Annotated in this window: 20 protein-coding genes; 10 read left to right on the forward strand and 10 right to left on the reverse strand. The window is 70.1% G+C overall.

Annotation, left to right across the window (positions count from 1 at the left end; translation table 11 throughout):
• Position 1: 1 nt before the first annotated feature.
• Complete coding sequence (locus MKK58_RS26380; RefSeq protein ID WP_243915928.1) at positions 2-238, reverse strand: hypothetical protein; 237 nt, start codon at positions 236-238, stop codon at positions 2-4.
• An 88-nt stretch (positions 239-326) separates the two neighbouring features.
• On the opposite strand from MKK58_RS26380, the gene MKK58_RS26385 reads away from it, so the two are divergent.
• Entirely contained in the window at positions 327-539 is a 213-nt protein-coding gene (locus tag MKK58_RS26385; RefSeq protein ID WP_243915930.1) for a hypothetical protein, read from the forward strand.
• A 23-nt stretch (positions 540-562) separates the two neighbouring features.
• On the opposite strand, the gene MKK58_RS26390 is transcribed toward MKK58_RS26385, so the two are convergent.
• The 4 genes from MKK58_RS26390 to MKK58_RS26405 form a co-directional block, all read right to left on the reverse strand.
• Positions 563-910: a hypothetical protein gene (locus tag MKK58_RS26390; RefSeq protein ID WP_243915931.1), complete on the reverse strand. Its 348-nt coding sequence runs from the start codon at positions 908-910 to the stop codon at positions 563-565.
• 95 nt (positions 911-1,005) lie between these two features.
• A complete protein-coding gene (locus MKK58_RS26395) occupies positions 1,006-1,686 on the reverse strand; it encodes a DUF805 domain-containing protein (RefSeq protein ID WP_243915932.1) in 681 nt (226 codons plus the stop codon).
• 257 nt (positions 1,687-1,943) lie between these two features.
• Entirely contained in the window at positions 1,944-2,318 is a 375-nt protein-coding gene (locus MKK58_RS26400) for a hypothetical protein (RefSeq protein WP_243915933.1), read from the reverse strand.
• 88 nt (positions 2,319-2,406) lie between these two features.
• Positions 2,407-3,471 (reverse strand): alpha/beta hydrolase, encoded by a 1,065-nt coding sequence (locus MKK58_RS26405; protein WP_243915934.1) that lies wholly within the window; start codon positions 3,469-3,471, stop codon positions 2,407-2,409.
• A 251-nt stretch (positions 3,472-3,722) separates the two neighbouring features.
• Between MKK58_RS26405 and meaB the strand changes: the two genes are divergently transcribed.
• The 3 genes from meaB (at position 3,723) to MKK58_RS26420 (ending at position 5,853) form a co-directional block, all read left to right on the forward strand.
• Positions 3,723-4,727, forward strand: a complete 1,005-nt coding sequence (meaB, locus tag MKK58_RS26410; protein WP_243915935.1) for a methylmalonyl Co-A mutase-associated GTPase MeaB — start codon at positions 3,723-3,725, stop codon at positions 4,725-4,727.
• Between the two features lie 6 nt (positions 4,728-4,733).
• Positions 4,734-5,363 carry a peptidase C15 gene (locus MKK58_RS26415; protein WP_243915936.1) on the forward strand — a complete coding sequence of 210 codons (630 nt, stop codon included), beginning with the start codon at positions 4,734-4,736 and terminating at the stop codon, positions 5,361-5,363.
• A gap of 145 nt (positions 5,364-5,508) precedes the next feature.
• Positions 5,509-5,853, forward strand: a complete 345-nt coding sequence (locus MKK58_RS26420; RefSeq protein WP_238276571.1) for a CsbD family protein — start codon at positions 5,509-5,511, stop codon at positions 5,851-5,853.
• A gap of 90 nt (positions 5,854-5,943) precedes the next feature.
• Here MKK58_RS26420 and MKK58_RS26425 read toward each other — a convergent pair whose 3' ends face one another.
• Positions 5,944-6,729 (reverse strand): 3-hydroxybutyrate dehydrogenase, encoded by a 786-nt coding sequence (locus tag MKK58_RS26425; RefSeq protein ID WP_243915938.1) that lies wholly within the window; start codon positions 6,727-6,729, stop codon positions 5,944-5,946.
• Between the two features lie 257 nt (positions 6,730-6,986).
• On the opposite strand from MKK58_RS26425, the gene MKK58_RS26430 reads away from it, so the two are divergent.
• From MKK58_RS26430 to MKK58_RS26440, 3 genes are all read left to right on the forward strand, one after another.
• Positions 6,987-7,916 carry an AEC family transporter gene (locus tag MKK58_RS26430; RefSeq protein WP_243915940.1) on the forward strand — a complete coding sequence of 310 codons (930 nt, stop codon included), beginning with the start codon at positions 6,987-6,989 and terminating at the stop codon, positions 7,914-7,916.
• 185 nt (positions 7,917-8,101) lie between these two features.
• A complete protein-coding gene (locus MKK58_RS26435) occupies positions 8,102-9,055 on the forward strand; it encodes an acetyl-CoA carboxylase carboxyltransferase subunit alpha (RefSeq protein ID WP_243916021.1) in 954 nt (317 codons plus the stop codon).
• Between the two features lie 348 nt (positions 9,056-9,403).
• Positions 9,404-10,951, forward strand: a complete 1,548-nt coding sequence (locus tag MKK58_RS26440) for a murein L,D-transpeptidase family protein (RefSeq protein WP_243915942.1) — start codon at positions 9,404-9,406, stop codon at positions 10,949-10,951.
• Between the two features lie 75 nt (positions 10,952-11,026).
• Here MKK58_RS26440 and MKK58_RS26445 read toward each other — a convergent pair whose 3' ends face one another.
• The 4 genes from MKK58_RS26445 to MKK58_RS26460 form a co-directional block, all read right to left on the reverse strand.
• Positions 11,027-11,650, reverse strand: coding sequence for a LysE family translocator (locus MKK58_RS26445; RefSeq protein ID WP_243915943.1), 624 nt, complete (start codon positions 11,648-11,650; stop codon positions 11,027-11,029).
• A 164-nt stretch (positions 11,651-11,814) separates the two neighbouring features.
• On the reverse strand, positions 11,815-12,063 hold the full coding sequence (locus MKK58_RS26450; RefSeq protein ID WP_243915944.1) for a hypothetical protein: 249 nt from the start codon (positions 12,061-12,063) through the stop codon (positions 11,815-11,817).
• 134 nt (positions 12,064-12,197) lie between these two features.
• On the reverse strand, positions 12,198-12,914 hold the full coding sequence (locus tag MKK58_RS26455; protein ID WP_243915945.1) for a PhoH family protein: 717 nt from the start codon (positions 12,912-12,914) through the stop codon (positions 12,198-12,200).
• Positions 12,915-13,319: 405 nt separating this feature from the next.
• Entirely contained in the window at positions 13,320-15,686 is a 2,367-nt protein-coding gene (locus MKK58_RS26460) for an ATP-dependent helicase (RefSeq protein WP_243915946.1), read from the reverse strand.
• A 211-nt stretch (positions 15,687-15,897) separates the two neighbouring features.
• Between MKK58_RS26460 and MKK58_RS26465 the strand changes: the two genes are divergently transcribed.
• The 3 genes from MKK58_RS26465 to MKK58_RS26475 all read left to right on the forward strand — a co-directional run bounded on the left by MKK58_RS26465 (position 15,898) and on the right by MKK58_RS26475 (position 21,614).
• Positions 15,898-16,506, forward strand: a complete 609-nt coding sequence (locus MKK58_RS26465; protein ID WP_243915947.1) for a nucleotidyltransferase domain-containing protein — start codon at positions 15,898-15,900, stop codon at positions 16,504-16,506.
• Positions 16,507-17,054: 548 nt separating this feature from the next.
• Positions 17,055-17,306: a hypothetical protein gene (locus MKK58_RS26470; protein ID WP_243915948.1), complete on the forward strand. Its 252-nt coding sequence runs from the start codon at positions 17,055-17,057 to the stop codon at positions 17,304-17,306.
• Between the two features lie 624 nt (positions 17,307-17,930).
• Entirely contained in the window at positions 17,931-21,614 is a 3,684-nt protein-coding gene (locus tag MKK58_RS26475) for an AsmA family protein (RefSeq protein WP_243915949.1), read from the forward strand.
• Positions 21,615-21,660 lie beyond the last annotated feature (46 nt).

Raw genomic sequence — 21,660 nt, forward strand, 5'->3', positions numbered from 1 at the left:
ATCACCCCGTGCGCGCGCGGATGAGGTAAATGAGCCCGAAGGCCACCAGGGCGAGCGGTCCCATCACGACGAAGGCGAGGACCGGGTGCTCGGGCCATAAGACGCTCTCGGCCCAGCCGCCGGCTATGGTCACGAGCATGAGGCCCCCGAACGCGACGGCACCGCGCCAATCGGTGAGTTCCCTGCGTCCGGGATAGAGAGCGGTGAACCAGGTCGGCGGCTTGCGGTCCTTGTCCATGCCCGATACCCCTCATACTCCCCTCTCTTGCCAGACTTGTACGATGAGTCGACGGGAGCAAATCGCCGGGGGCCGCGATCTTCGCATCGTGCGCCTGCTTTGGAAGACGCATCGCAAGTGGCTCATCCTGTGGGGTGAATTCCAGATCGTGGCGACCTTCCCGCTCCTTGCCGGATTGTTGGGCGGCACCGATCCCGACAGGGTTCCCGCGCTCCTCGTCTTCTGGCTGGGGGCCGCCACAATCTCGACCCTGCTCTTTTATCCGTGGCTCACCCATTATCGCGCCCGGCGCGATCGTTGATGGACGGACGCGTTCGTGTGGCGTCATCGCGCAAGCAACGGCGCATCGCTCGATGGACCGTATCGGCGCCAAGCATCCGCGCAGGCGGGGCCGGGCTGCCGAAGGAAACGATTCTGCAACGCGTCGATCGTCGCCTGAAGCGCAGGCGTGACCGGCCGCCCGTAGAGCTCCTTTCGCGTCACGTTCTCGGACGAGAGCAGGCTCGCGAGCCGAGGTTCGACGATATGGACGCCACAGGTGGCCTGCGCCATGTCGAGCGTGAGCAGCATCTCCGTCAGGCGTCGTTCCGCCTGCCCGTCGATGGGCGCGGAACCGACGGAGATCGTCGAGCCGAGGATCAACGCCACCGGGAGCAGCCACGAGCGCGCCATCGACTCCGCGGGACCCATGCGACGACATGCTGCCATGATACCCTCCAGTCTCGAGTGACGATGCCTGCTCTGCCTCGGCGACCCTGGCCGACGGGTCAGTTTCGCCCGCTGCGAAACCGGACCCTGGCGTTGCGCAGGAGGGAGATGCCGACGCTGAGGCAAAGAATTCCGATCACGACCGCAAGCCACCAATGCGCGTTCGGGGCGGTCAGGATCCCTGCAGCCAGCAGCATGGCGCCGAAGAGGCCGACCCAGAGCCCGAACCAGAACAGCAGGAACCAATTCGCAGAAGGCAGCGTGTCGGTCAGCCCGGTCAAGGTCTCGATCGCCGCTTCCCCATCCCAGTCGCCGAGGTCCCGCGAGGACGGCCCGGTCCCGTGCTCGCCGGGCGCCGATGCTTGCGGGACGAACACCCGTCCACGTGGTTCGGCGGACCCGAAGCGGTTCACGTCCGGAGTTCCGCGGGCACGATACATGGCGCCCCAGATGGGCGGCCAGAGCACCCACCATCCACGATGGTCGAGATCGTGGAGCCTCCGGACAAGCAGGGAGAGACAAGGCAGGGCGTGGAAGACCTGGTTGACACGGCGAAAGCCGGTAAACCCGGAGCCCGTCAGACCAACGAGCCCGTCGAGGCAGGCAGCCGCAACGTACAGAATCAGCATCGCGATGCTGAACGCCCAGAATTCTTCGCGGGTACTACGACCGCGGAACTCCGCGTAGCATCGCAGGCAGGTCAGATACCCCCGTTTCACCCACGCGACGAAACCGAGCATCGTGGCTCACCTTCCGGGAACATCGGTGCGATACATGCGCGGTCTCAGACGTCCGCTTCCGAACGCTGGATCGAGGACTGTTCTCCACCCGTCACGGGTTTCTGCACAAGGACAAACGTCGCGATTCTGCCCATCGCGACGCGGGCCGCCGCTGAGCGGGAGGCATCCGGCCAAAGCCCGGCGCGAAGAACCCCGCCCGGTGACGGGCGGGGTTCTTCGCAATGTCTGGCGCTCAGGTCACGGGGCGTCCGAAGCGGTCAGGAATCGAGGCCGCCATCCTCGTCGATGTCCACGAGGAACACGATGTCGGCATCGTCCTCCTCGTCGTCCTCGTCCGAATCGTCGTCGGAAGCCTTGTCATCGTTGGAAGCCTGGGCGTGGCGGGCATCCGGCTCGTAGGGTTCGTCCTCTTCCGAATCGTCCTCCGCGAGGGCGTCCTCGAAGATCTCGGTCTCCTCCTCGGTGGCGGCGCGGATCTTGAGCGGGGAGGTGCCGTTCCACAGCACCTTGCCGTCGCTCTTCATGGTCTGGATGTCGTCCTTGAAGCCATCGCAGGTGAAGAGGTCGTTGGCGACCTCCTCGGAGCCGTTGATGACCGCGATGGCCACGCCATCGATCTCGAGAGTGAACATCGCGAATCCTTATCTCTGTGGCCCGGGGCCGCTGTCCGTGTAGGGGCGAACGCCCGATAGGCCAAGGGTGAACTCGAAGGCGCCGAGATCAGGCGCCGCCGCTCGCCCGCCCGATGGCGCGCTTGACCACGCCCTGCACGTCGGGGTTCGACAGGAACAGGTCGTGGTTGATCAGGCCGCCGCCGTAATCGGAGGCGTCGGCCACCCGGACGCCGAGCGCCTCCAGGCGCTCGCGGTCGGCCGCGCCCGCCCGGACGACGCCGCCCGCGATGGCGCCGGAGAGTTCCAGCGCCCGGTCCTTGGTGGAGGAGATCACCGTGACCTTGGTCACGTCCGGCCCCATGCGTTCGATCGCGCTGGTGAACAGGTCGATGTCGATGTCGGGGGCCGCGAGCACCACCGCGCCGATGCGGGCCATGGCCGCCTCGCCGGCCTCGGCCCGCAGCATGCGCAGGGTTTCCAGAGTCAGGAGCGTGCCCATGGAATGCGCGACGATGTTGATGCGCCCGCCGGAGGCCGAATTCGCCAGCGCCTTCAGGAGGTCCTCGAAGCCGTCGCGCGACCAGAGCGCGCTCTCGCGGTCGTAGCCGTAATCGAAGGTGGCCGCCGCCGAGGGCCAGGTGAAGAGCGCCGAGGCGCCCCGGAAGCGGATGCCGTCCGAGAGCCGGGCCGCGCTGACGGCCGCCGACTGGAAGCTCTCACGGTAGCCGTGGACGTAGATCAGTACGTCGCGCCCCAGAGCCGCCTGGGCGAAGGCGCCGGCGGCCCCCGGCCCGGTCTCGACCTGCGGCACCGCCGTCACGGCCCAGTCGCCGGTGACCACCGAGGAGACCTTGCCGATCAGCGAGCGGTCGGGGGCCGACAGGCGAACCTCGGCGAAGCTGAGGCCGCGCCCGCGCTCGGAACTGAAGAAGGGGCTCTTCGGCGGCGCGCCGACGGGCTTGCGCGTGGTCGCCACGAGCAGGACCGGGCTGACGTCGAGGGCGGATTGCCGCTCCGGAGCCCCGCCCACCACCGCATCGGTGACGAGCCCGTCCGCCACGCAGCCGGCGAGCCCCGGCGCGAGGGCGGCCACGCCCGAGAGGGCGGCGAACCGCAGCAGGGTACGACGGGTCGGGACTATCGGTCGGGTCGGTCGGTCGGAGCGGATCATGTCGGGCAAGGCGATCCTGACGATGGCGGGCCGGGAGCGGCCCCGGCGTGGTGCTACCCTGTCGACGAGGATCGTGACCATGGCGCGGCGGAAGCGTGACCGTGGCGATGTGGATTGCGGGCAGAGGGGGCCCTGTGGCGGCACGCCCACAGACGCAGCAGGCCGGGTTTCGGCGCCGCGACGGATCAAGACCGCGCGACGACGGCCCTGCCTCTCGACGAATCCCGGCAGGACCGGCAAAGAAGGCAGCCATGGCCCTGTCATCCGCACCCGCCCCTGCCCTCGACATCGATGCCCTGCGCGAGCGGCTGCTTGCCGGGGACCGCGCCGCCCTGGCGCGGGCGATCACGCTCGCCGAATCGAAACGGGCCGACCACCGGGCGGCGGCGCGCGCGCTGATCGATGCGGTCCTGCCCCACACGGGCACCGCGATCCGGGTCGGGATCACCGGCGTGCCCGGCGTCGGCAAATCGACCACCATCGATGCGCTCGGCGCCAACCTGACGGCGGCCGGGCACCGGGTAGCGGTGCTGGCGGTCGACCCCTCCTCCACCCGCACCGGCGGCTCGATCCTGGGCGACAAGACCCGGATGGCGCGCCTCGCCCTCGATCCCAACGCCTTCATCCGTCCCTCCCCCTCCTCCGGCACCCTGGGGGGCGTCGCCGCCAAGACCCGCGAGACCATGCTGCTCTGCGAGGCGGCGGGGTTCGACGTCATCCTGGTCGAGACCGTCGGCGTCGGACAGTCCGAGACGGCGGTGGCGGACCTGACCGACTTCTTCCTCGTGCTGATGCTGCCGGGGGCCGGCGACGAGCTCCAGGGCATCAAGAAGGGCATCCTCGAACTCGCCGACATGATCGCGGTGAACAAGGCCGATGACGGCGAGGGCGAGCGCCGGGCCAGTGCGGCGGCCTCGGAGTACCGTGCCGCCCTGCACATCCTCTCGGCGCCGAGTTCGACCTGGACGCCGCCCGTGGTCACGATTTCGGGCCTGAACAACAAGGGTCTCGACGGACTATGGGAGCGAATCGTCGATCATCGCAACAAGCTCACCGCCACGGGCGAGATCGCCACGAAGCGCCGGGCCCAGGACGTGAAGTGGATGTGGGCCCTGGTGCACGAGCGCCTGCATCAGCGCCTCGTCGGCTCGGCAGACGTGCGCCGCCAGACGGCGGAGGCCGAGGCCGCGGTCGGGCGCGGCGAATCCTCGCCCGCAGCCGGGGCGGAGGCCATCGCCACCCTGATCGGCCTGTAAGAGCGGATGCCCGGCGGCCTGCTGATCACCGGGTTCGGCCCCTTTCCCGGCGTGCCGCGCAACCCGAGCGCGACCCTGGCCCGCCGCATCGGCGTCCTCGCACGCCCGAAGGTCGGGGGGACCCCGGTGCGGGTGCTGATCCTGCGCACCACCTACGCGGCGATTCCCGCGATGCTGGAACCGGCCCTGGCCGGGGCGCCGTCCGCGATCCTGATGCTCGGCGTCGCCTCCCGCGCCAGGCGGGTTCGGGTCGAGATCCAGGGCCGCAACCGCACGAGCCGGCTGTTTCCCGATGCCTCCGGCCGGATCGCGGCGCGCCCGACCCTGGAGCCGGACGGCCCGGCCGCCCGGCGCTCTCCGGCGGCCCCCTTCGCCTTGGCGAGCCTGCGCAGGAGCGGGATCGCCGCGATCCCTTCGCGGGATGCGGGGCGCTACCTCTGCAACGCCACCTATTTCCGCGCCCTGCGCGAGGGCCCACCGACGCTGTTCGTGCACATCCCCCTCCCGCCCCGGACCCGGCGGCCGGCAAAGGCATCCGCGCGACCGCAGCGCCAGACCTCCGCGGAAATCCTCGCCCGAGCCTGCGCGGAGGTGGCGCGCGGCCTCGTGGTACGGGGCCGCGCCGGCGGCCGATAAGGAGCGCGACGCGCTCGTTTGCCGGCACCGGAAGATTTTCATGCCTGGCCTTGGGCCCCTTCGCGCCGTCGGGCGTTCTGTGAACGTCGGATGCGGGCCGACCTCGGACGGGCAGCCCGCATCACCCGCGTTCAGGAGAGAGACCATGGTCGATACGGATCGCATCGTCGGCGCCGCCAAGGAACTCGGCGGCAAGGTGCAGGGCGCCGCGGGCGACCTCACGGGTTCGTCGCGCAGCTCGGTCGAAGGCCGCTACCGCGAGGCGGAGGGCCGCGCCCAGGACATCTACGGGCAGGCCAAGGACACGCTCCGGGATGTCGCCGACAACGTCCAGGATTACGCCGGCGAAGCCTACGATCGGGGCGGCCACTACCTGCGCGATGGGGGCCGCGCCGTCGGCAGCCGCGTCGAGGAGAACCCGTTCATCGCCCTCGTGATCGCGGGCGCCGTGGGCTACGGCCTCGCGCTCCTGCTGCACGGCCGCCGCTGAACGAGCGATCACGTCCGCCCGCCGGACGTGCCGGCTTGGTCCTCCGCCCCGCGCGGGGAGGAGGACCGGTTTGATCAGGGACCGCGTCGCCTACTGCGCGGTCCAGCCGCCATCCATCGCCATGTTGGCGCCGGTGATCTGGCTCGCCGCGTCGGAGGCCAGGAACACCGCCAGCGCCGCGACCTGATCGATGGTCACGAATTCCTTGGTGGGCTGCGCCTTCAGCAGCACCTCGTTGATGACCTCGTCCTCCGTCATCCCGCGGGCCTTCATGGTATCGGGGATCTGGCTCTCCACCAGGGGCGTCCAGACGTAGCCCGGCGAGATGCAATTGACCGTGATGCCGTGGGTGGCGAGCTCGAGGGCCGCGGCCTTGGAGAGGCCGACGAGGCCGTGCTTGGCCGCCACGTAGGCCGACTTGAACGGCGAGGCGACCATCGAGTGGGCCGAGGCCGTGTTGATGATCCGGCCCCAGCCGCGCTGCTTCATGCCGGGAATCGCCGCCCGCATGGTGTGGAAAGCCGAGGACAGGTTGAGCGCCAGGATCAGGTCCCACTTCTCGACCGGGAAATCCTCGATCGGCGAGACGAACTGCATGCCCGCATTGTTCACCAGAATGTCGAGGGAGCCGAAGGTCTCCTCGGCAAGCTTGACGAAACCCTCGATCTCGGCCGGCTTCGTCATGTCCGCGCTCGAATGGATCGCCTTGACGCCGAACGTGGACTCGATCCCGCTGCGCGCCGCCTCGATGTCCTCCGGCTTGCCAAAGCCGTTGAGGACGATGTTGGCGCCTTGGGCCGCGTAGGCCCGCGCCATGCCGAGGCCGATTCCGCTGGTCGAGCCGGTGACGGCGGCGGTCTTGTTCTTCAGGGTCATGGGCAAGCTCCGTTCAGGACGTCGGGTTCGTGCGTGCGCGCTGCGCTCGGCATAACCTGGAACGCGGTCCGGTCGCACGCCGGATAGAGGTCGTGCCGACCACAACACCCAGAATGGCGGCGCTGGCCAGGGCTTGTCCTCCATCCGGGCGACGCGAAGCCGCACTCTGTCACGGGGCCCCACCCGGACGAGTGGTGGAACTGGGTCCACGCCGCTAAGCCGACCCACCCCTGCGGCCCGGATCGGAGACCGGAACCATGACCGGCACGATCCTGCTGGCGCTGCTGCCCATCGTCCTCCTCATCGGCCTCGGCGCGGCCCTGCGCCGATCGCGCTTCCTCGGCGAAGCGTTCTGGCCCCAGGCGGAACGGCTCGGCTACTACGTCCTGCTGCCGTCCCTCTTCGTCCACGGCCTAGTGACCGCGCCGCTGGCGGGCATTCCCATCGGGGCGCTCGTCACCGTGCTGGTGTCCTCGACCCTCGTGGTCGCGGGCCTTCTCCTCGCGGGCCGGCGCTTCCTGAATCTCGGGGGCGCCGCGTTCACCTCGGTCTTCCAGGGCGGGGTCCGGTTCAACAACTACGTGGGCGTCTCCGTGGCGGCCGGGCTGTTCGGCGCCCAGGGCATCGCCCTGGCGGCGGTGGCCAACGCCGCCATCGTCCCCACCGTGAACATCCTCTGCGTCCTCGTCTTCGCGCGCTTCGGCGCCCTCGGCCGCCCGTCGCTGGCCGGGCTCCTGCGCCTCCTCGCCCTTAATCCGCTGGTCGTGGCCTGCCTCGTCGGAATCGGCCTCAAGTCCGCGGACCTCGGCCTGCCCGGGGGCATCGAGCCGGCGCTGCGCGCCCTGGGTCAGGCCTCGCTCCCCCTCGGTCTGCTCTGCGTCGGCGCGGCCCTCGATTTCGGCACGGCGCGGGCCTGGGTGCGGCCCGTGCTCGTCGCGTCGGCGGCCAAGTTTATCGCGATGCCGCTGGCGACCCTGGCGGCCTGCCTCGCCCTCGGCCTCCACGGCCCCGCCGCCGCCACGGCCCTGCTGTTCCAGGCCCTGCCCACGGCCTCGTCCTCCTACATCATGGCTCGGCAGCTCGGGGGCGACGCACCCCTGATGGCGGGAATCACCGCCGTGCAGACCGTGCTGGCGGGCCTGACCATGCCCCTGGTCCTCATCGGACTGCTCGAGATCGTCGGATGAGGCTGGTGGGCCGGGCCGATCGCACCCCTCTGTTGACACCTGCCCGTCCATCCCCAACACCCTGCGCCCGCGCGGCCCCCGCCGCCGCGCCATAGGCCCGACACGATCTGCGTCAGAACGGTCGCCCGCCCGCCGGACCACCCGGTGCCGCGACCGAGCACGAAATGGACCCCTCGATGACGGTGATGCGCACCTACCTGGATTTCGAGAAGCCCGTCGCCGAACTCGAGGCCAAGGTCGAGGAGTTGCGGGCGCTGGGCGCACGCGACGGCGCCGTCTCGATCAGCGACGAGGTCGGGCGCCTGGAAGCGAAGGCCGCCGCCGCGCTCTCCGACATCTACGCCGCCCTCACGCCCTGGCAGAAGACGCAGGTCGCGCGCCACCCGCAGCGGCCGCATTTCATCGACTATTGCGCCGGCCTGATCACCGAGTTCACCCCGATGGCGGGCGACCGCAGCTTCGGCGAGGACGAGGCGATCGTCGGCGGTCTCGGGCGCTTCAACGGTCGTCCGGTCTGCGTCCTCGGCCAGGAGAAGGGCTCCACCACCGAGACGCGGCTGCGGCACAATTTCGGGATGGCCAAGCCCGAGGGCTACCGCAAGGCCGTCCGCCTGATGGAGCTCGCCGACCGCTTCGGGTTGCCGGTGCTGGCCTTCGTGGACACCGCCGGCGCCTTCCCAGGCATCGAGGCGGAGGAGCGGGGCCAGGCCGAGGCCATCGCCCGCTCCACGGAAGCCTGTCTGGCGCTGGGCGTGCCCAACATCGCCCTCGTCATCGGCGAGGGGGGCTCCGGGGGCGCCATCGCGCTCGCCACGGCCAATCGGGTGCTGATGCTTGAGCACGCCATCTACGGCGTGATCTCGCCCGAGGGCGCGGCCTCGATTCTGTGGCGCGACCAGGGGCGCGCGGCCGACGCGGCCACCGCCATGAAGATCACCGCGCAGGATCTGCTCCGCCTCGGCATCATCGACACCATCGTTCCCGAGGCCACGGGCGGCGCGCATCGCGGTCGCGAAGCGGCCATCGCGGCCGCCGGAGCCGCCATGCAATCAGCTCTGGCGGAGTTCGATGGCCTGAGTCCGGACGAAATCCGCGACCGGCGGGCGGCCAAGTTCCTGGATATCGGCCGGAAGCTCTGATCCATCCGACCTGCGGCGGCATGACGCGGGCGAGCGACGGAACCAAGCCGACATTCGTTAGGATGCGGTGTCTAGTCTGATCGCCGGCGCGGCGGGTCCTTCGGGCACCGGAAAGTCGTTGGCGATCAACCGCTTCCCCTGCCCTGAAATATCCGTCGGATGGCAGTTCCGGGCTTTGCGGCAAGAACGCGTCCGCACCCCCGCGATGACCGCAATCCACACTAGGCGCGCCGACCATCGAGCGTCGCCTTGCGGTAACAACCGGGTAAGTTTAACCAAGCTAAGGGGTTGGGGAGTGGCGTTCGACGGGAAGATCCCGCGGATGCATGACTGAGGACGGGGTTCCCCATGGCTATGCGCCCGCTCGTGGCCGCCGCTTTCGCTGTGCTCGCACTCTCGCTCGGCGCATGCCAGGACGGATCGACCGGCGGCGTTCCCCTCCGCGCCCTCGCGCCCGTGCCTCAGAAGACCCTCGCGCTGATGGCGCAGAAGGGCATGTCCCAGAACGACCCGATCCTGATCCGCGCCTACAAGCGGGAAGCGGAGATGGAGGTGTGGAAGCGCGGCATCAACGGCCAGTACGCGCTCCTGAAGACCTTCCCGATCTGCCGCTGGTCGGGCCAGCTCGGCCCCAAGACCAAGCAGGGCGACCGGCAGGCGCCGGAGGGCTTCTACACCGTGACGCCGGGACAGATGAACCCGAACTCGTCCTACTACCTTTCGTTCGACACCGGTTACCCCAACGCCTACGACCGCGCGAACGGACGCACCGGCAACTACATCATGGTGCACGGCACCTGCTCGTCCTCGGGCTGCTTTGCCATGACCGACGAGTCGATGGGCGAGATCTACGCCTTGGCGCGTGATTCCTTCGCGGGCGGTCAGCGTGCGTTCCAGTTCCAGTCCTACCCGTTCCGGATGACGCCGGCGAACGTCGCCAAGTTCCGCAACGACCCGAACGCACCCTTCTGGAAGAATCTCAAGGAGGGCTCCGACTACTTCGAGGCCCTGCGCGAGGAGCCGCGCGTGGGCGTGTGCGGCTCGAAATACGTGTTCGGCGGCGCGGATGCCGCGGCAGGCTCCTGCACGCCGAAGGTCGAGCCGCAGGTCGCCGAGAAGCGCGAGCGCGACAACCGCGAGATCGCCGAACTCATCGCCAAGGGCACGCCGGCCACCCGCCTCGTCTACGACGACGGCAGCCAGAACCCCGTGTTCCGCGGGCAGCAGACGCCCGCCAACACCCTGACCTTCGCGAGCCTCGGAAAGCCCGAGCCCGAAATGCCCTACGATCCTAAGGACTACGCCCAGCACAAGCTCGGCGAGGTCAGTCGTCCCGAGAGCCTCGCCGCCGGCGAGCGCGAGATCGAGGTCGATGCCAAGGGCCGTCCGGTGATGATGGCGGCCGCACCGATCCCCACCAAGGCCGCCGCGGCGAACCTGGCCCGCAAGGGTTCGACCCCCGCCGCGAAGCCCGAACCCATCGTCGCCGAGCCGGCCAATCTTTCGCCCGCCAAGCCCGCCCGGGTCATGGTGGCGGATGCCGACGGGGATCCGGCGGCCTACAAGAAGCTCCTGGGCAACCTGTTCAGCAACGGCGCCCCCGCGACGCCGGCCACCGACGCGGCGACGGTGCCGGCCGTGGCCGCGCCGGAACCGGCCAAGCTGGAGTTGAAGCCGGACGCGAAGGCGCCCCACGCTCATGCCGCCCTCCCGAGGACCGCGCCGGTGAAGGCCGCCCATGCGGGACTGGCGGCGGACAAAGCCAAGCCGGCGACCGACGAGAAGTCGAAGCCCGCCAGCGACGACAAGGCGGCCGGCAAGGCGACTCAGAAGACGGTGGCGACGGTCGGGCAGGCGTCTCCCAAGACCACCGGTTCGACGACCGCCAAGAACTGAAGCGGCCGGCCTCCTATCCTCTTGTCAGATAACGTTCCATCGCCGAAGCGGCATCCGCATCGGCGATGGAACACCCTAGCGGGCTCCGAGCAGCATCGCTCCGAAGCCGACGAAGATCGCGCCGGTGACCCGGTCGAAGGCCCGCTTCAGGGCAGGACGGGTCAGGGCGGTGGCGAGGCGGCGACCGCCCAGGGCGTAGACCCCGTACCATAACAGCTCCGCACCCGCGAAGGTGACGACCAGGATCACGAATTGCGGGCCCTGCGGCCGGGCGGGATCGACGAATTGCGGCAGGAAGGCGCTGGCGAACAACAGCAATTTGGGATTGCTCAGCCCGATCAGAAGCCCATCGCGATAGAGGCGCGCCGGGGAGAGCGGCGCCGGGCCCGCACCTCCGGAGACGGTGACGGGGGCATCGTCCCCGCGCCAGGCCCGGACCCCGAGGACGACGAGATAGGCGACGCCCGCGTAGCGCAGGATGTCGAACAGGACGGGCGACGCCATGAGAACGGCACTGAGGCCGGCGGCGGAGGCCAGGAGCACGAGGACGACGGCGCTGAGGCAGCCCGCCATGGCGGCGAGGCTGCGCCGGAGCCCGACCCGCAGGCTGCGCGTCAGGATGTGGAGCATGTTCGGTCCGGGCGTCCCCGAGAGGACGAAGACGGCGCCGAGGAACAGCCACCAGGTCTGAAGGGTCATCGCTTCGCGCCTCACGGAACCGGAGGGAGGCGGTCCCGTGCCGTCGATACACCGGAAACGGGCGCGCGAGAGGCGGCGCCGCGCGCCGGGCAGCCCTGTGTGCGGCAAAGAAAAAGGGCCCCGCGAGGGACCCCTTCTCGAATTCGGCCGGGTTCAGCGCCCGATCACATGCGGCGCATCATGCGGCGGTGCATCATCCGACGCTCCATCCGGCGACGCTCCATCCGGCGGTCCATCCGGCGCTCCATGCGCCGATGCATCATGCGACGCTCCATGCGGTCCATCTGCACGGTGGACACGGTCTCGGGGGTGGTCACGCCCATCGGGGCGCCGGGCGCAGCGGAGGCAGAGGTGGCGAGGCTGGCACCGCCGAGCGAGGCGAGCACGGCGAAGGCTAGGGTCAGTTTCCTCACGAGGGAGTCTCCCATTCTCTTTCTGTCCGAGCGCGGCACCCGGGCGGTTCGGCCGGCCGGGAGGCCGGGAACCCATGTCGCGCACCGGAGTGAGCGGCGGACCCCGTTCCGGTCCGCCGCTGATAACCCGCGAGTCAGAGATTCGTTTCCTCGAAAGCCCGGACCCACTCAGCACAAATTCCCGAGCGCACGATGTCGTCGAGGGTAAATTCCACCACCGGGATCGGCATCATCCGGCTTTTGATCAGGTGGATCACGGTGCGCAGGCCCGACGTCTCGCGCAAGTCCGTCTGGGACACGTCGCCGTTGATGATCACCTGGCAATCGTCTCCGATGCGGGTGAGGAACATCTTGATCTCGGCGGTGGTGGTGTTCTGCGCCTCGTCGAGGATCACGAGGCAGTTCTTGAAGGTGCGCCCGCGCATCACCTCAAAGGGCACCACCTCGATGTCGCCGGTCTTCACCGCGATCTCGAAGGCCGCCTCGCCCATGCGCTCCTTCATGGTCTCGGTCAGCGGTGCGACCCAGGGAGCGATCTTCTCTTCCAGGGTTCCGGGGAAGAAGCCCAGCGAGCGGCCGGAGGGCACGTTGGGCCGGGTGATGATGACCTTGCCGATCCGGCGCTGGCGGAGCTGGTCGGCGGCGCGGGTGCCCGCGATGAAGGTCTTGCCGGTGCCGGCGGGGCCCAGCACGATGACCTGTTTGTGAAGGGCCAGCGCGTCGAGATACTGCGCCTGCCGGTCGGTGAGCGGTTGGATCGGACTTAAGTTGCGTTCTTCGTCGAAGCGCGTCTTGTGCGGCCGGACCGTGCGGTCCTCAACGAGTTCAAGTCGTGTGCGGCGTCTCTTCATCGATCAACACTCCAACCGGACTTGCCAACCTGGATTCAATCTGAGCCTGACTTGCTGAACTTGCTTCGTGACATCCTTGAATCGATCCGAATTCGGCGATCCTTCCTGCTTCGCCCGCTTCACAGCCAATCCGGAGACCGCCCGCGAGTTCCGGGCGGCGCCATCAGGACTGTGGATACCCGATACGGCCACGATGACCGCCGGACTTCGCGTTGCACGCACCATGCCGCGGGCCGCGCGACAGGGGCGTGACAACGACTATTCTTGCGAATGATGTAAAAAGTCTGCGCCGATGCTGCGCCGCGGGAGAAATCGTGCCGCGCCGGCCGATTGCCCGGTCCTGTGCCGTAGAAGACGCACTCCGCATTCGGCGACGCACTCCGCAGATCCGAAGGCGCCCCGCGATCAGGCCGCCTGGATGAAGCTGTCGAGCACCATCTTCCGGCCGGCCTTGTCGAAATCAACGGTGAGCTTGTTGCCGTCCACACCCGCCACGGTGCCGGGGCCGAACTTGGTGTGGAACACCCGCATGTCGACGCTGAACGCCGAAGGCGCCCCCGTGGACTTGGCAATGAGCTCGCCCTCGATCTGGCGCGGGCCGCCACGGCTAACGGGCGAACGGTTGCCGACCCCGTAGCCGTTGGCATTGCCGCTTTGCGCCGTGTTGGCCTGGGCCCGCTGCCAGCCCGGCGTGCCGTAGGACGAGCCGAAGGGCGTCGGGTTGCGGTCGAAGCGCGAGGCCCCGGCCGAGAAGTGGGCGGGGGCGTCGAGGACGTCCACGCTGTCCTCGGGCAATTCGTCGATGAAGCGGCTCGGCACCGTGGAGGACCACAGGCCGTGGATGCGCCGGTTGACGGCGAATGACAGCTTGGCGCGCTTGCGGGCGCGGGTCAGGCCCACATGGGCGAGGCGCCGCTCCTCCTCGAGACCGGCGCGGCCGCTCTCGTCGAGCGCCCGCTGGTTGGGGAACAGGCCGTCCTCCCAGCCGGGCAGGAACACGGTGTCGAACTCGAGGCCTTTGGCGGCGTGCAGGGTCATCAGCGAGACGCGGTCGGCCCCCTCCTGCTCGCTGGCCTCCATGACGAGGGAGACGTGCTCCAGGAAGGCGGCGAGATCGGGAAACTCCTCCATGGAGCGCACGAACTCCTTGAGGTTCTCCAGGCGCCCGGCGGCGTCGGCCGACTTCTCCTTCTGCCACATCTCGGTGTAGCCGGATTCCTCCAGAATGGTCTGGGCCACCTCAGAATGCGGCTGGGTTCCCACCAGCCGCGACCACCGTGAAAAGCTCTCCACCAGGGCGCGCACGCCGGAGCGGGCGCGGGGCTTCAACTCGTCGGTCTCGACCACGAGGCGCGCGGCCTGGAGGAGCGGCACCCCTTGCGCGCGGGAATAGGCGTGCAGCGCCTGCAGGGTGGCGTCGCCCAGACCGCGCTTCGGGGTGTTGAAGATGCGCTCAAAAGCAAGGTCGTCGGAGGGATTGGCGGTGACACGCAAGTACGCCAGCGCGTCGCGGATCTCGGCCCGCTCGTAGAAGCGCGGGCCCCCGATGACCCGGTAGGGCAGGCCGAGCTGGACGAAGCGGTCCTCGATCTCGCGCATCTGCGCGGAGATCCGCACCAGCACGGCGATCTCGGAGAGCGGGTGCTGCTTGGCCTGCAAACTCTCGATCGCTTCGGCGACCTGGCGCGCCTCTTCTTCAGAATCCCAGGCGCCCGACACGGTCACCTTCTCGCCGGCCACGTCCTCGGTGCGAAGCGTCTTGCCCAGCCGCCCCTCGTTCTTCGCGATGAGGCCGGAGGCGGCGGCGAGGATGTGGCCGGTGGAGCGGTAGTTGCGCTCGAGACGCACCACCACGGCGCCAGGAAAATCGTGCTCGAAGCGCAGGATGTTGTCGACCTCGGCGCCGCGCCAGCCGTAGATCGACTGGTCGTCGTCGCCGACGCAGGCCACGTTGCGGTGGCCCTGCGCCAGCAGGCGCAGCCAGAGGTACTGGGCGACGTTGGTGTCCTGGTACTCGTCGACCAGGATGTAGCGGAAGCGTTGCTGGTAGTTTTCCAGCACGTCCGGGTTCTCGCGCCACAGCTTGAGGCAGAGCAGCAGGAGATCGCCGAAATCGGCGGCGTTGAGAGTCAGGAGCCGGGCCTGGTAGGCCGAATAGAGCGCGCCGCCCTTGCCGAAGGCGAAGGCTCCCGCCTCGCCCGGCGGCACCTGCTCGGGCAGGAGGCCGCGATTCTTCCAGCCGTCGATGGCCGAGGAGAGGGCGCGGGCAGGCCAGCGCTTCTCGTCGATGTTCTGGTCGACGATGACCTGCTTCATAAGGCGAAGCTGGTCGTCCATGCCGAGAATCGTGAAGTCGGAGCGCAGGCCCACGAGCTCCGCGTGCCGGCGCAGGATCTTGGTGCCGATGGAATGGAAGGTGCCGAGCCAGGGCATGCCTTCGCCCGCCGGCCCGATGAGCCCGCCGATGCGGTGCTTCATCTCGCGGGCGGCCTTGTTGGTGAAGGTCACCGAGAGGATGTCGAAGGGCCGCGCCTTGGCCGTCGCGATGAGGTGGGCGATGCGCGTCGTCAGCACCCGGGTCTTGCCGGTGCCGGCTCCCGCGAGCACGAGGACCGGCCCGTCCGTCGCCTCGACGGCGCGGCGCTGCTCGGCGTTCAGGCCCTCGAGATAGGGCGAGCCCTGCGGCCGCAGCGAGGCCATGGCGCGGGCGGCGATGGAGGTCGGAGCGGCGTCGGAGGCGGATGCGCCGGCCGCGTCGGAGTGCTGGGTCATCGCGCATCCCTGGACCAAAACGCGAACGGCGTCGAGGGTGGGGTGCGTTCCGGGGCCGATGTCGCTCCAATTCGCCGCGACGGTCTCGCCTGGCTCACGCCGGCGCGGGGGCTCGCTCCTATGGCGCCGTGCGCTCCCACCCCATTGCGGGCCTCGGGGAGGTCCGCTTATCGCCTTTCGTTCTTTACACGTACTCCATCCGGACATTTCGATGAACCCTCTCGACGAGGACGCTTGGGATGCATGGTCCCCCCACGAACTCGGTCAGCGTCTCCGAGACGTGATCCTCCCATGGTACGTCGCAGGCGGATGGGCTTTGGACATCTGGCATGACGAACAAACACGCGAGCATGAAGACTTGGAGTTTGTCGTTCTTCGCAATGACGTAAATCCATTTCGCGCGACTTTACATGATCTGGATTTTTTTACCGTCAAAGACGGAGCGATCGAATATTTGCCCCCGTCAGCCGACCTCCCAAGCGATGTGTGGCAGCTTTGGGGGGCAGACATGCGGCATGGTTGTTGGCGAGTGGACCTGATGATCGAGCAAGGGACGCCAGACCTGTGGGTCTACAAGCACGATCAGACAATAAGTATGGCACGCCCCGACGCCGTTCGTGTAAGCAAGGCGGATATCCCGTACCTTGCTCCAGCGAATGTCATGCTTTTTAAAGCCAGACATTGTAGAATTAAGGACCAGATAGATTTCAAAGTTTGCTTGCCTAAATTTTCTTCCAAAGAAAAAGAACAATTGATTCTCTGGTTGGATGAATTACACCCTGAGCATGAGTGGATTACAAATCTGCAAATCAGCGGGTAGTGCTGAGATCACACAGGTTGAAGGTATTGGGATGGGGCGCAGGCGGAACGCCCGCTCGCGAACAGTCGATCAATTTCCGCGCGCTTCCAGGGCTCGTACCGTGAAACGGCGCCATCCTGTCGCCGTCTCGGCCTCCGAAACCGCATCCACTCGCACTCCGCCCCGCCCGAAGTCGCGCGCATCCTCGCCGGCCAGCCCGTCGCGCGGCCGTCTCCCTGGCCCCGCAAGGGCGTCGTGAGGGCGACCAGCCTGACGCTTCCCCTCCCCCCATCGGGTCGCGCGGACGCGATCCGCGCATCATCCGGGCTTCGGCAGCGACGCGGGATTGTGCGGGCGCAGCGCCTGCGGGCGAGGATCGTCGCAGCCGGTCAGACCGTTCTCGTCCCGGCATGAGGCACGACGCCGGAACGCGGGCGTTTCCCGCGCTCCGGCCGTCCGGCGCGGGATGAAGCGTCGGGTGCCGCGCACCCGTTCGGGAACCCGCCTTCCCCCCGGCGCGTCGCATCACCAGATCAAAACTCAAACCCGCTCACACGCAGGATCATGCCATGCCCGCCGCCCGCGCACTCCTCGCCGCCCTCGCGCTGCTCGCCGCCGGCCCCGCCCTCGCCCAATCCTCCAACGGCGCCATCAACAGCCTCAACGCCACCAACGACCGGCTTTCCACCCGCAGCGAGATCCGCGGCATCGAGCAGCGCCAGCAGTTCAACAGCAACCAGACCCGGATGCAGATCGACCGCGGCGACCTGTTCCGGCCGAGCGCGCCCGCCGCGCCGATCGTGGTTCCGGGTCGGCGTTGAGCCTGCCGCACCCCGGCGGCCCCACGGCCGACCGGGGGACGGCGGGCCGCCATCAGAAGCGGGGACCCTGGCTGTTGCCGTGAGCCCCCAGCCCAACGCCCGTATTGGCGCTGCGCCCGGAACCGCCGCCCATGTTGCCCATCCCCCCGTAGAGGCTGCTCACACCCTGGCGTTGGATTATCCCCAGGGGGTCGCGTCGCAGGTCGGCTCGACCGCGAAGGCCGGGGGCCGGCCAAGCCTGCGCCTGCGGAGGGGGACGATATCCCGGAGACTTGCCTTTTTTACGAGCACTCACATCCGAAACAGACAGCGCGACAACCATCATCGCCAGCATGAAAGCTGATATGATGCGCATTTTGTTTAATCCTTATGCGTTGCTGCGAACAGAAGGATAGACGACTATTCGCCACTGCCCATTCCGAGCGCAAAATGCACATTCCGCGCGCAAGTGTTCCGACGCACCTCGGCGACGGGACGGACTGAGGGCGATCGACGCGGCGACGGTTCGACCCGCCCGTTCGGGCACGCCAGCCCATCCGGCCCGCGCGCGCCGGAACGGAGGCGCATTCCGTGTCCGGTGTGCTATGCCGCAGCGGGTTCAAGTAACGAGGCGGAACAGTAACGGTGCGTGACCTCCTGACCGCACTGGCGGGTGCCGTCATCCTGCTCCTCGTGGCGGCGCTCGCCGTGCCGCCCTTCGTGGCCTGGGAGGGCTATCGCGGTCTCCTCGACCGGACGATCGGGCGTTCCCTCGGGATCGAGGTGCACACCGAGGGGCGCATCGGGTTACGCCTGCTGCCCTCCCCGCGCCTGAAGCTCGACCGGCTCCGGCTCGGCCCCGGCGCCACCGAGAAACCGGGCGGCGAGACGCCGGGCCTCGACCTGCACTGGGTCCGGGCGGAGGTCGCCCTCGCGCCCCTCCTCAAGGGCGAGGTCCGTTTCACCGAGACCCGGATCGGCCGGGCCGAGGTGAAGCTGCCCGTCAGCGAGGGCGAGGGCGTGCTGGTGCCGGCGGAGGGCTGGCCGGCCGCGACGCGCGACCTCGCCATCGAGGACCTCGCGATCCGCCAGTTCGTGCTCACCACCCAGGTGCCCGCCACGGGGCGGACCGAGCAGTTCTATGCCGAGGCCCTGCAGGTCTCGGCCCCCGCCCTCCTCGGCCCGTGGCGGGTCGAGGGCACGAGCCGGGGCGTGCCGTTCCGGATCGCCACCGGCGAAGCGGGGGCGGACGGGGTCGCCGTGAAGATCTCGGGCGGCGGCGACACCCAGCCCCGCTTCGAGGCCGACGCGCGCATCACCCTGGCGGCGCCCAAGGAGACGCAGAAGGGGGCACCGGCCGCCCGCGCCGCCGCGCTCAAGGCGTCGGGTCAGCGCATCCTGGTGCCGGAGGCGGAGGGCAGCGCCCGGATCGTGGTCGGCCCCCCGGTCCAGGCGGCGGGCGCCTACCTGCCGTTCTCGCTGGGCGGCAAATTCACCGGGCGCGGCCTGGCGGTGGCCTTCAGCGACGTCGCCCTCGAGATCGACCCCGGCGGCCAGGCCCTGCGCCTCGGCGGCACCGGGCGGCTCGACCTGCGGCAGTGGCGCGGCGCCCTCGCCCTCGGCGCCCGGCGCCTCGATCTCGACGCCTTCCTGACTTCGGCGGGGGGGCAGGCCCTGATCGCGCGCGGCCTGCCTACCGCCGAGGCCCGGGGCACCGCTGCCCGCGGCTGGGCCGGGCTGCCCATCATGCTCGACCTCGACCTCGCGGTGGAGACCCTGGCCCTGGGCCTCGACGAATGGTCGGGCCTCGCTCTCTCCGCCACCCTCGACCGCACCGGCGGCCTCGTCCTGCGTCGCCTCGACGTCACCGCGCCGGGCGCGGCGGTGCTCGGCGCCAGCGGCGAGATCGATACCACGGGGGGCTTGCGCTTCAGCGGGCACCTTTCCCTCGACACGCCGGCCTCGGACGGGCTCGGCCGCTACCTGCGCCGCCTCGGCCTCGAGGGACCCGCCGTGGCGGTGCTGGACGGGCGCCCGGTCCAGCTCGGCACCGACCTCTCGGTGGCCGCGCCCAGCCTCTCGCTGCGCAACCTGCGCCTCAACCTCGGGGAGGCCCGCATCACCGGCAACGCCCGCTACACCGCCGCCGAGGGGACGGGCCGGGGGCGGTTCGACGCGCAGCTGGTGGGCCAGGGCATCGACATCGCCGCCCTGCCGTCCCTGAGCGGGGCGCTGGCGGAGCTGAAGGGCCACGATCTTGGCCTCACCCTCCAGGCCCGCGACGTGCACTACGGGCCGGCCGGGGCGCATTCGGGCAACGGCACCATCGCGGCCAGCATCCAGTCCGACGGCGCCGGCCTCGCGGTCGACAGCCTCGACATCACCGATCTGGCCGGCGCCAACGCCCGGCTCTCGGGGCGCATCGCCCCCGACGGCACCGGGCGCATCGCCGGGCGGGTCTCGGCGGCGGTGGCGGCCCCCCTGTTCGCGCTCCTCGACCGGGTCTGGATCGCCGAGGCCCGGGGGGTGCCGGCCTTCCTGCGGGCGGGCGCCCTCGACCTCGCGGTCAGCCTGGAGCGGGACGCGGGTGCGGCCGACACCCTGCGGGTCGGGGCCAAGGGCGACGCGGCCGGGGGCACCCTCGACCTCGACCTCCTGAGCCGGGCCGGGCGCATCGCGGCCCTCGACCTCACGGTCGCGGCGCCCGACGCCGCGCCCTGGTTCGGGCGGCCCGACCTTGCCGCCCTGCGCCGGCCCGGCCGCCTGCGTCTCGTCGGGGCGGAGGTTCCCGCCCTGCCCGGCGCCCCCGAGGTCGGCCTCGCCCTGCGTCTCACCGGCACCGTCGCCGACCTCACCGTGGCTACGGTGCAGCCCCTGCTGATCGCGGCCGGCGAGCCCTTCCCGCGGGCCGGAGAGTTGCAGCTGTCCCTGCCCGACCTCGCGCCCTTCCTGACCCTGGCGGGCAGTACCGCGCCCTCGGCCGGTCCCTGGCCGGCGGAACTCGGCCTGCGCCTCTCGCGCGCCGGGGCCGATGCCCGGGTCGCCGTGGTCGGCCGCATCGCCGGCCAGGCGGTCTCGGCCGACCTGACCCGCGCGCCCTCCGGCGAGATCGGCGGCAGCGCCACCCTGGCGCGCCTGTCCCTGCCCCTCCTCGCGCGGGCCACGATCCTACCCGTGCAGGCACCGCGCGGGTCGGGCCAGGACCCGGCGAGCCTGCGCTTCGCGCCGGCCCCGGAGGGGTGGCCGCCGGTCGCCCTGGCCCTGCGGGTCGATGCCCTCGACCTCGGGCGTGGGCTCACCGCGACGGGGGCCGGATTCAGCGCCGCGCTCGACGGCGACACCCTGGCGCTGCGCGACCTCTCGGGCGCCCTGGCGGGCGGCCGGATCGCCGGCAGCGCCACCCTTTCGCGCCAGGGCGGCGCGGCGGCGATCTCCGGAGAGGGCCAGATCACCGATGCGGGAATCGCCGAACTGGCCGGCGGCGGCCCCGTGGCGGGCCGGGTCACGGCGCAACTGCGCTTCGGCACCTCGGGGGAGAGCGCCACCGGGCTGACGAACAATCTCGGCGGCAGCGGCACCCTCACCCTCAGCGGCCTCGGATTGCCGGGCGCCGATCCCGCGGGCCTGCCCCGCGCCCTGACCCGGGCCCTCGCGGAGGACGATCCCCTCCGGGAGGGGCGCCTGCAGGCCCTGGTGGCGGAGGAACTCGGCGCCGGCCCCCTCGGGACGAAGGGGCCGGTGACGAGCCCGGTCAGCCTCGTCGGCGGCGCCCTGCGGACGGGCCCGCTCACCCTCGACCTCGGCGCGGGCCGCTGGACGGGCACCCTCGGCCTCGACCTGCGCGACGCCCGCCTCGACGCGCGCGGCAGCCTCACGGCCGCAGCCGTTCCGAAGGGCTGGAGCGGGGCGGCGCCCTCGATCCAGCTCGGTTTCGGTGGCCCCTTGCGGGCGCCGGAGCGCAGCCTCGATGCCGGGGCGGCCACGAACGGCCTCGCCGCCCTGGTGCTGCAGCGGGAACTGGAGAAGATCGAGCTGTTCGAAGCCGACCAGACAGAGCGCGCGCGCCGGCGCGGCCGTATCGAGATGGACAAGGCCCGCGCCGCCGCCCTGAAGGCCGCCGCCGACCGGGCCGCCGCGGAGAAGGCGGCGGCCGAGAAGGCGGCCGCCGAGGAGGCCGCGCGCCAGGCCCGCCTGCGGGCGCAGCAGGCGGCCGAGAAGGCCGCCGAAGAGGCGGCGGCCAAAGACGCGGCGGCTCGGGAGGCGGCTCGCCGCCAGCGCTCCGAGCCGGAACCGCCCCAAGGCGGGGAGGTTCCGGCTGCGGGGCCCTAGGCTCCTGTCTTGCCGTGCCTTTGAGCGACGAACCGGTTTCCGCTTC

This window comes from Methylobacterium sp. J-078 (assembly GCF_022829285.1).
Taxonomy (GTDB): domain Bacteria; phylum Pseudomonadota; class Alphaproteobacteria; order Rhizobiales; family Beijerinckiaceae; genus Methylobacterium.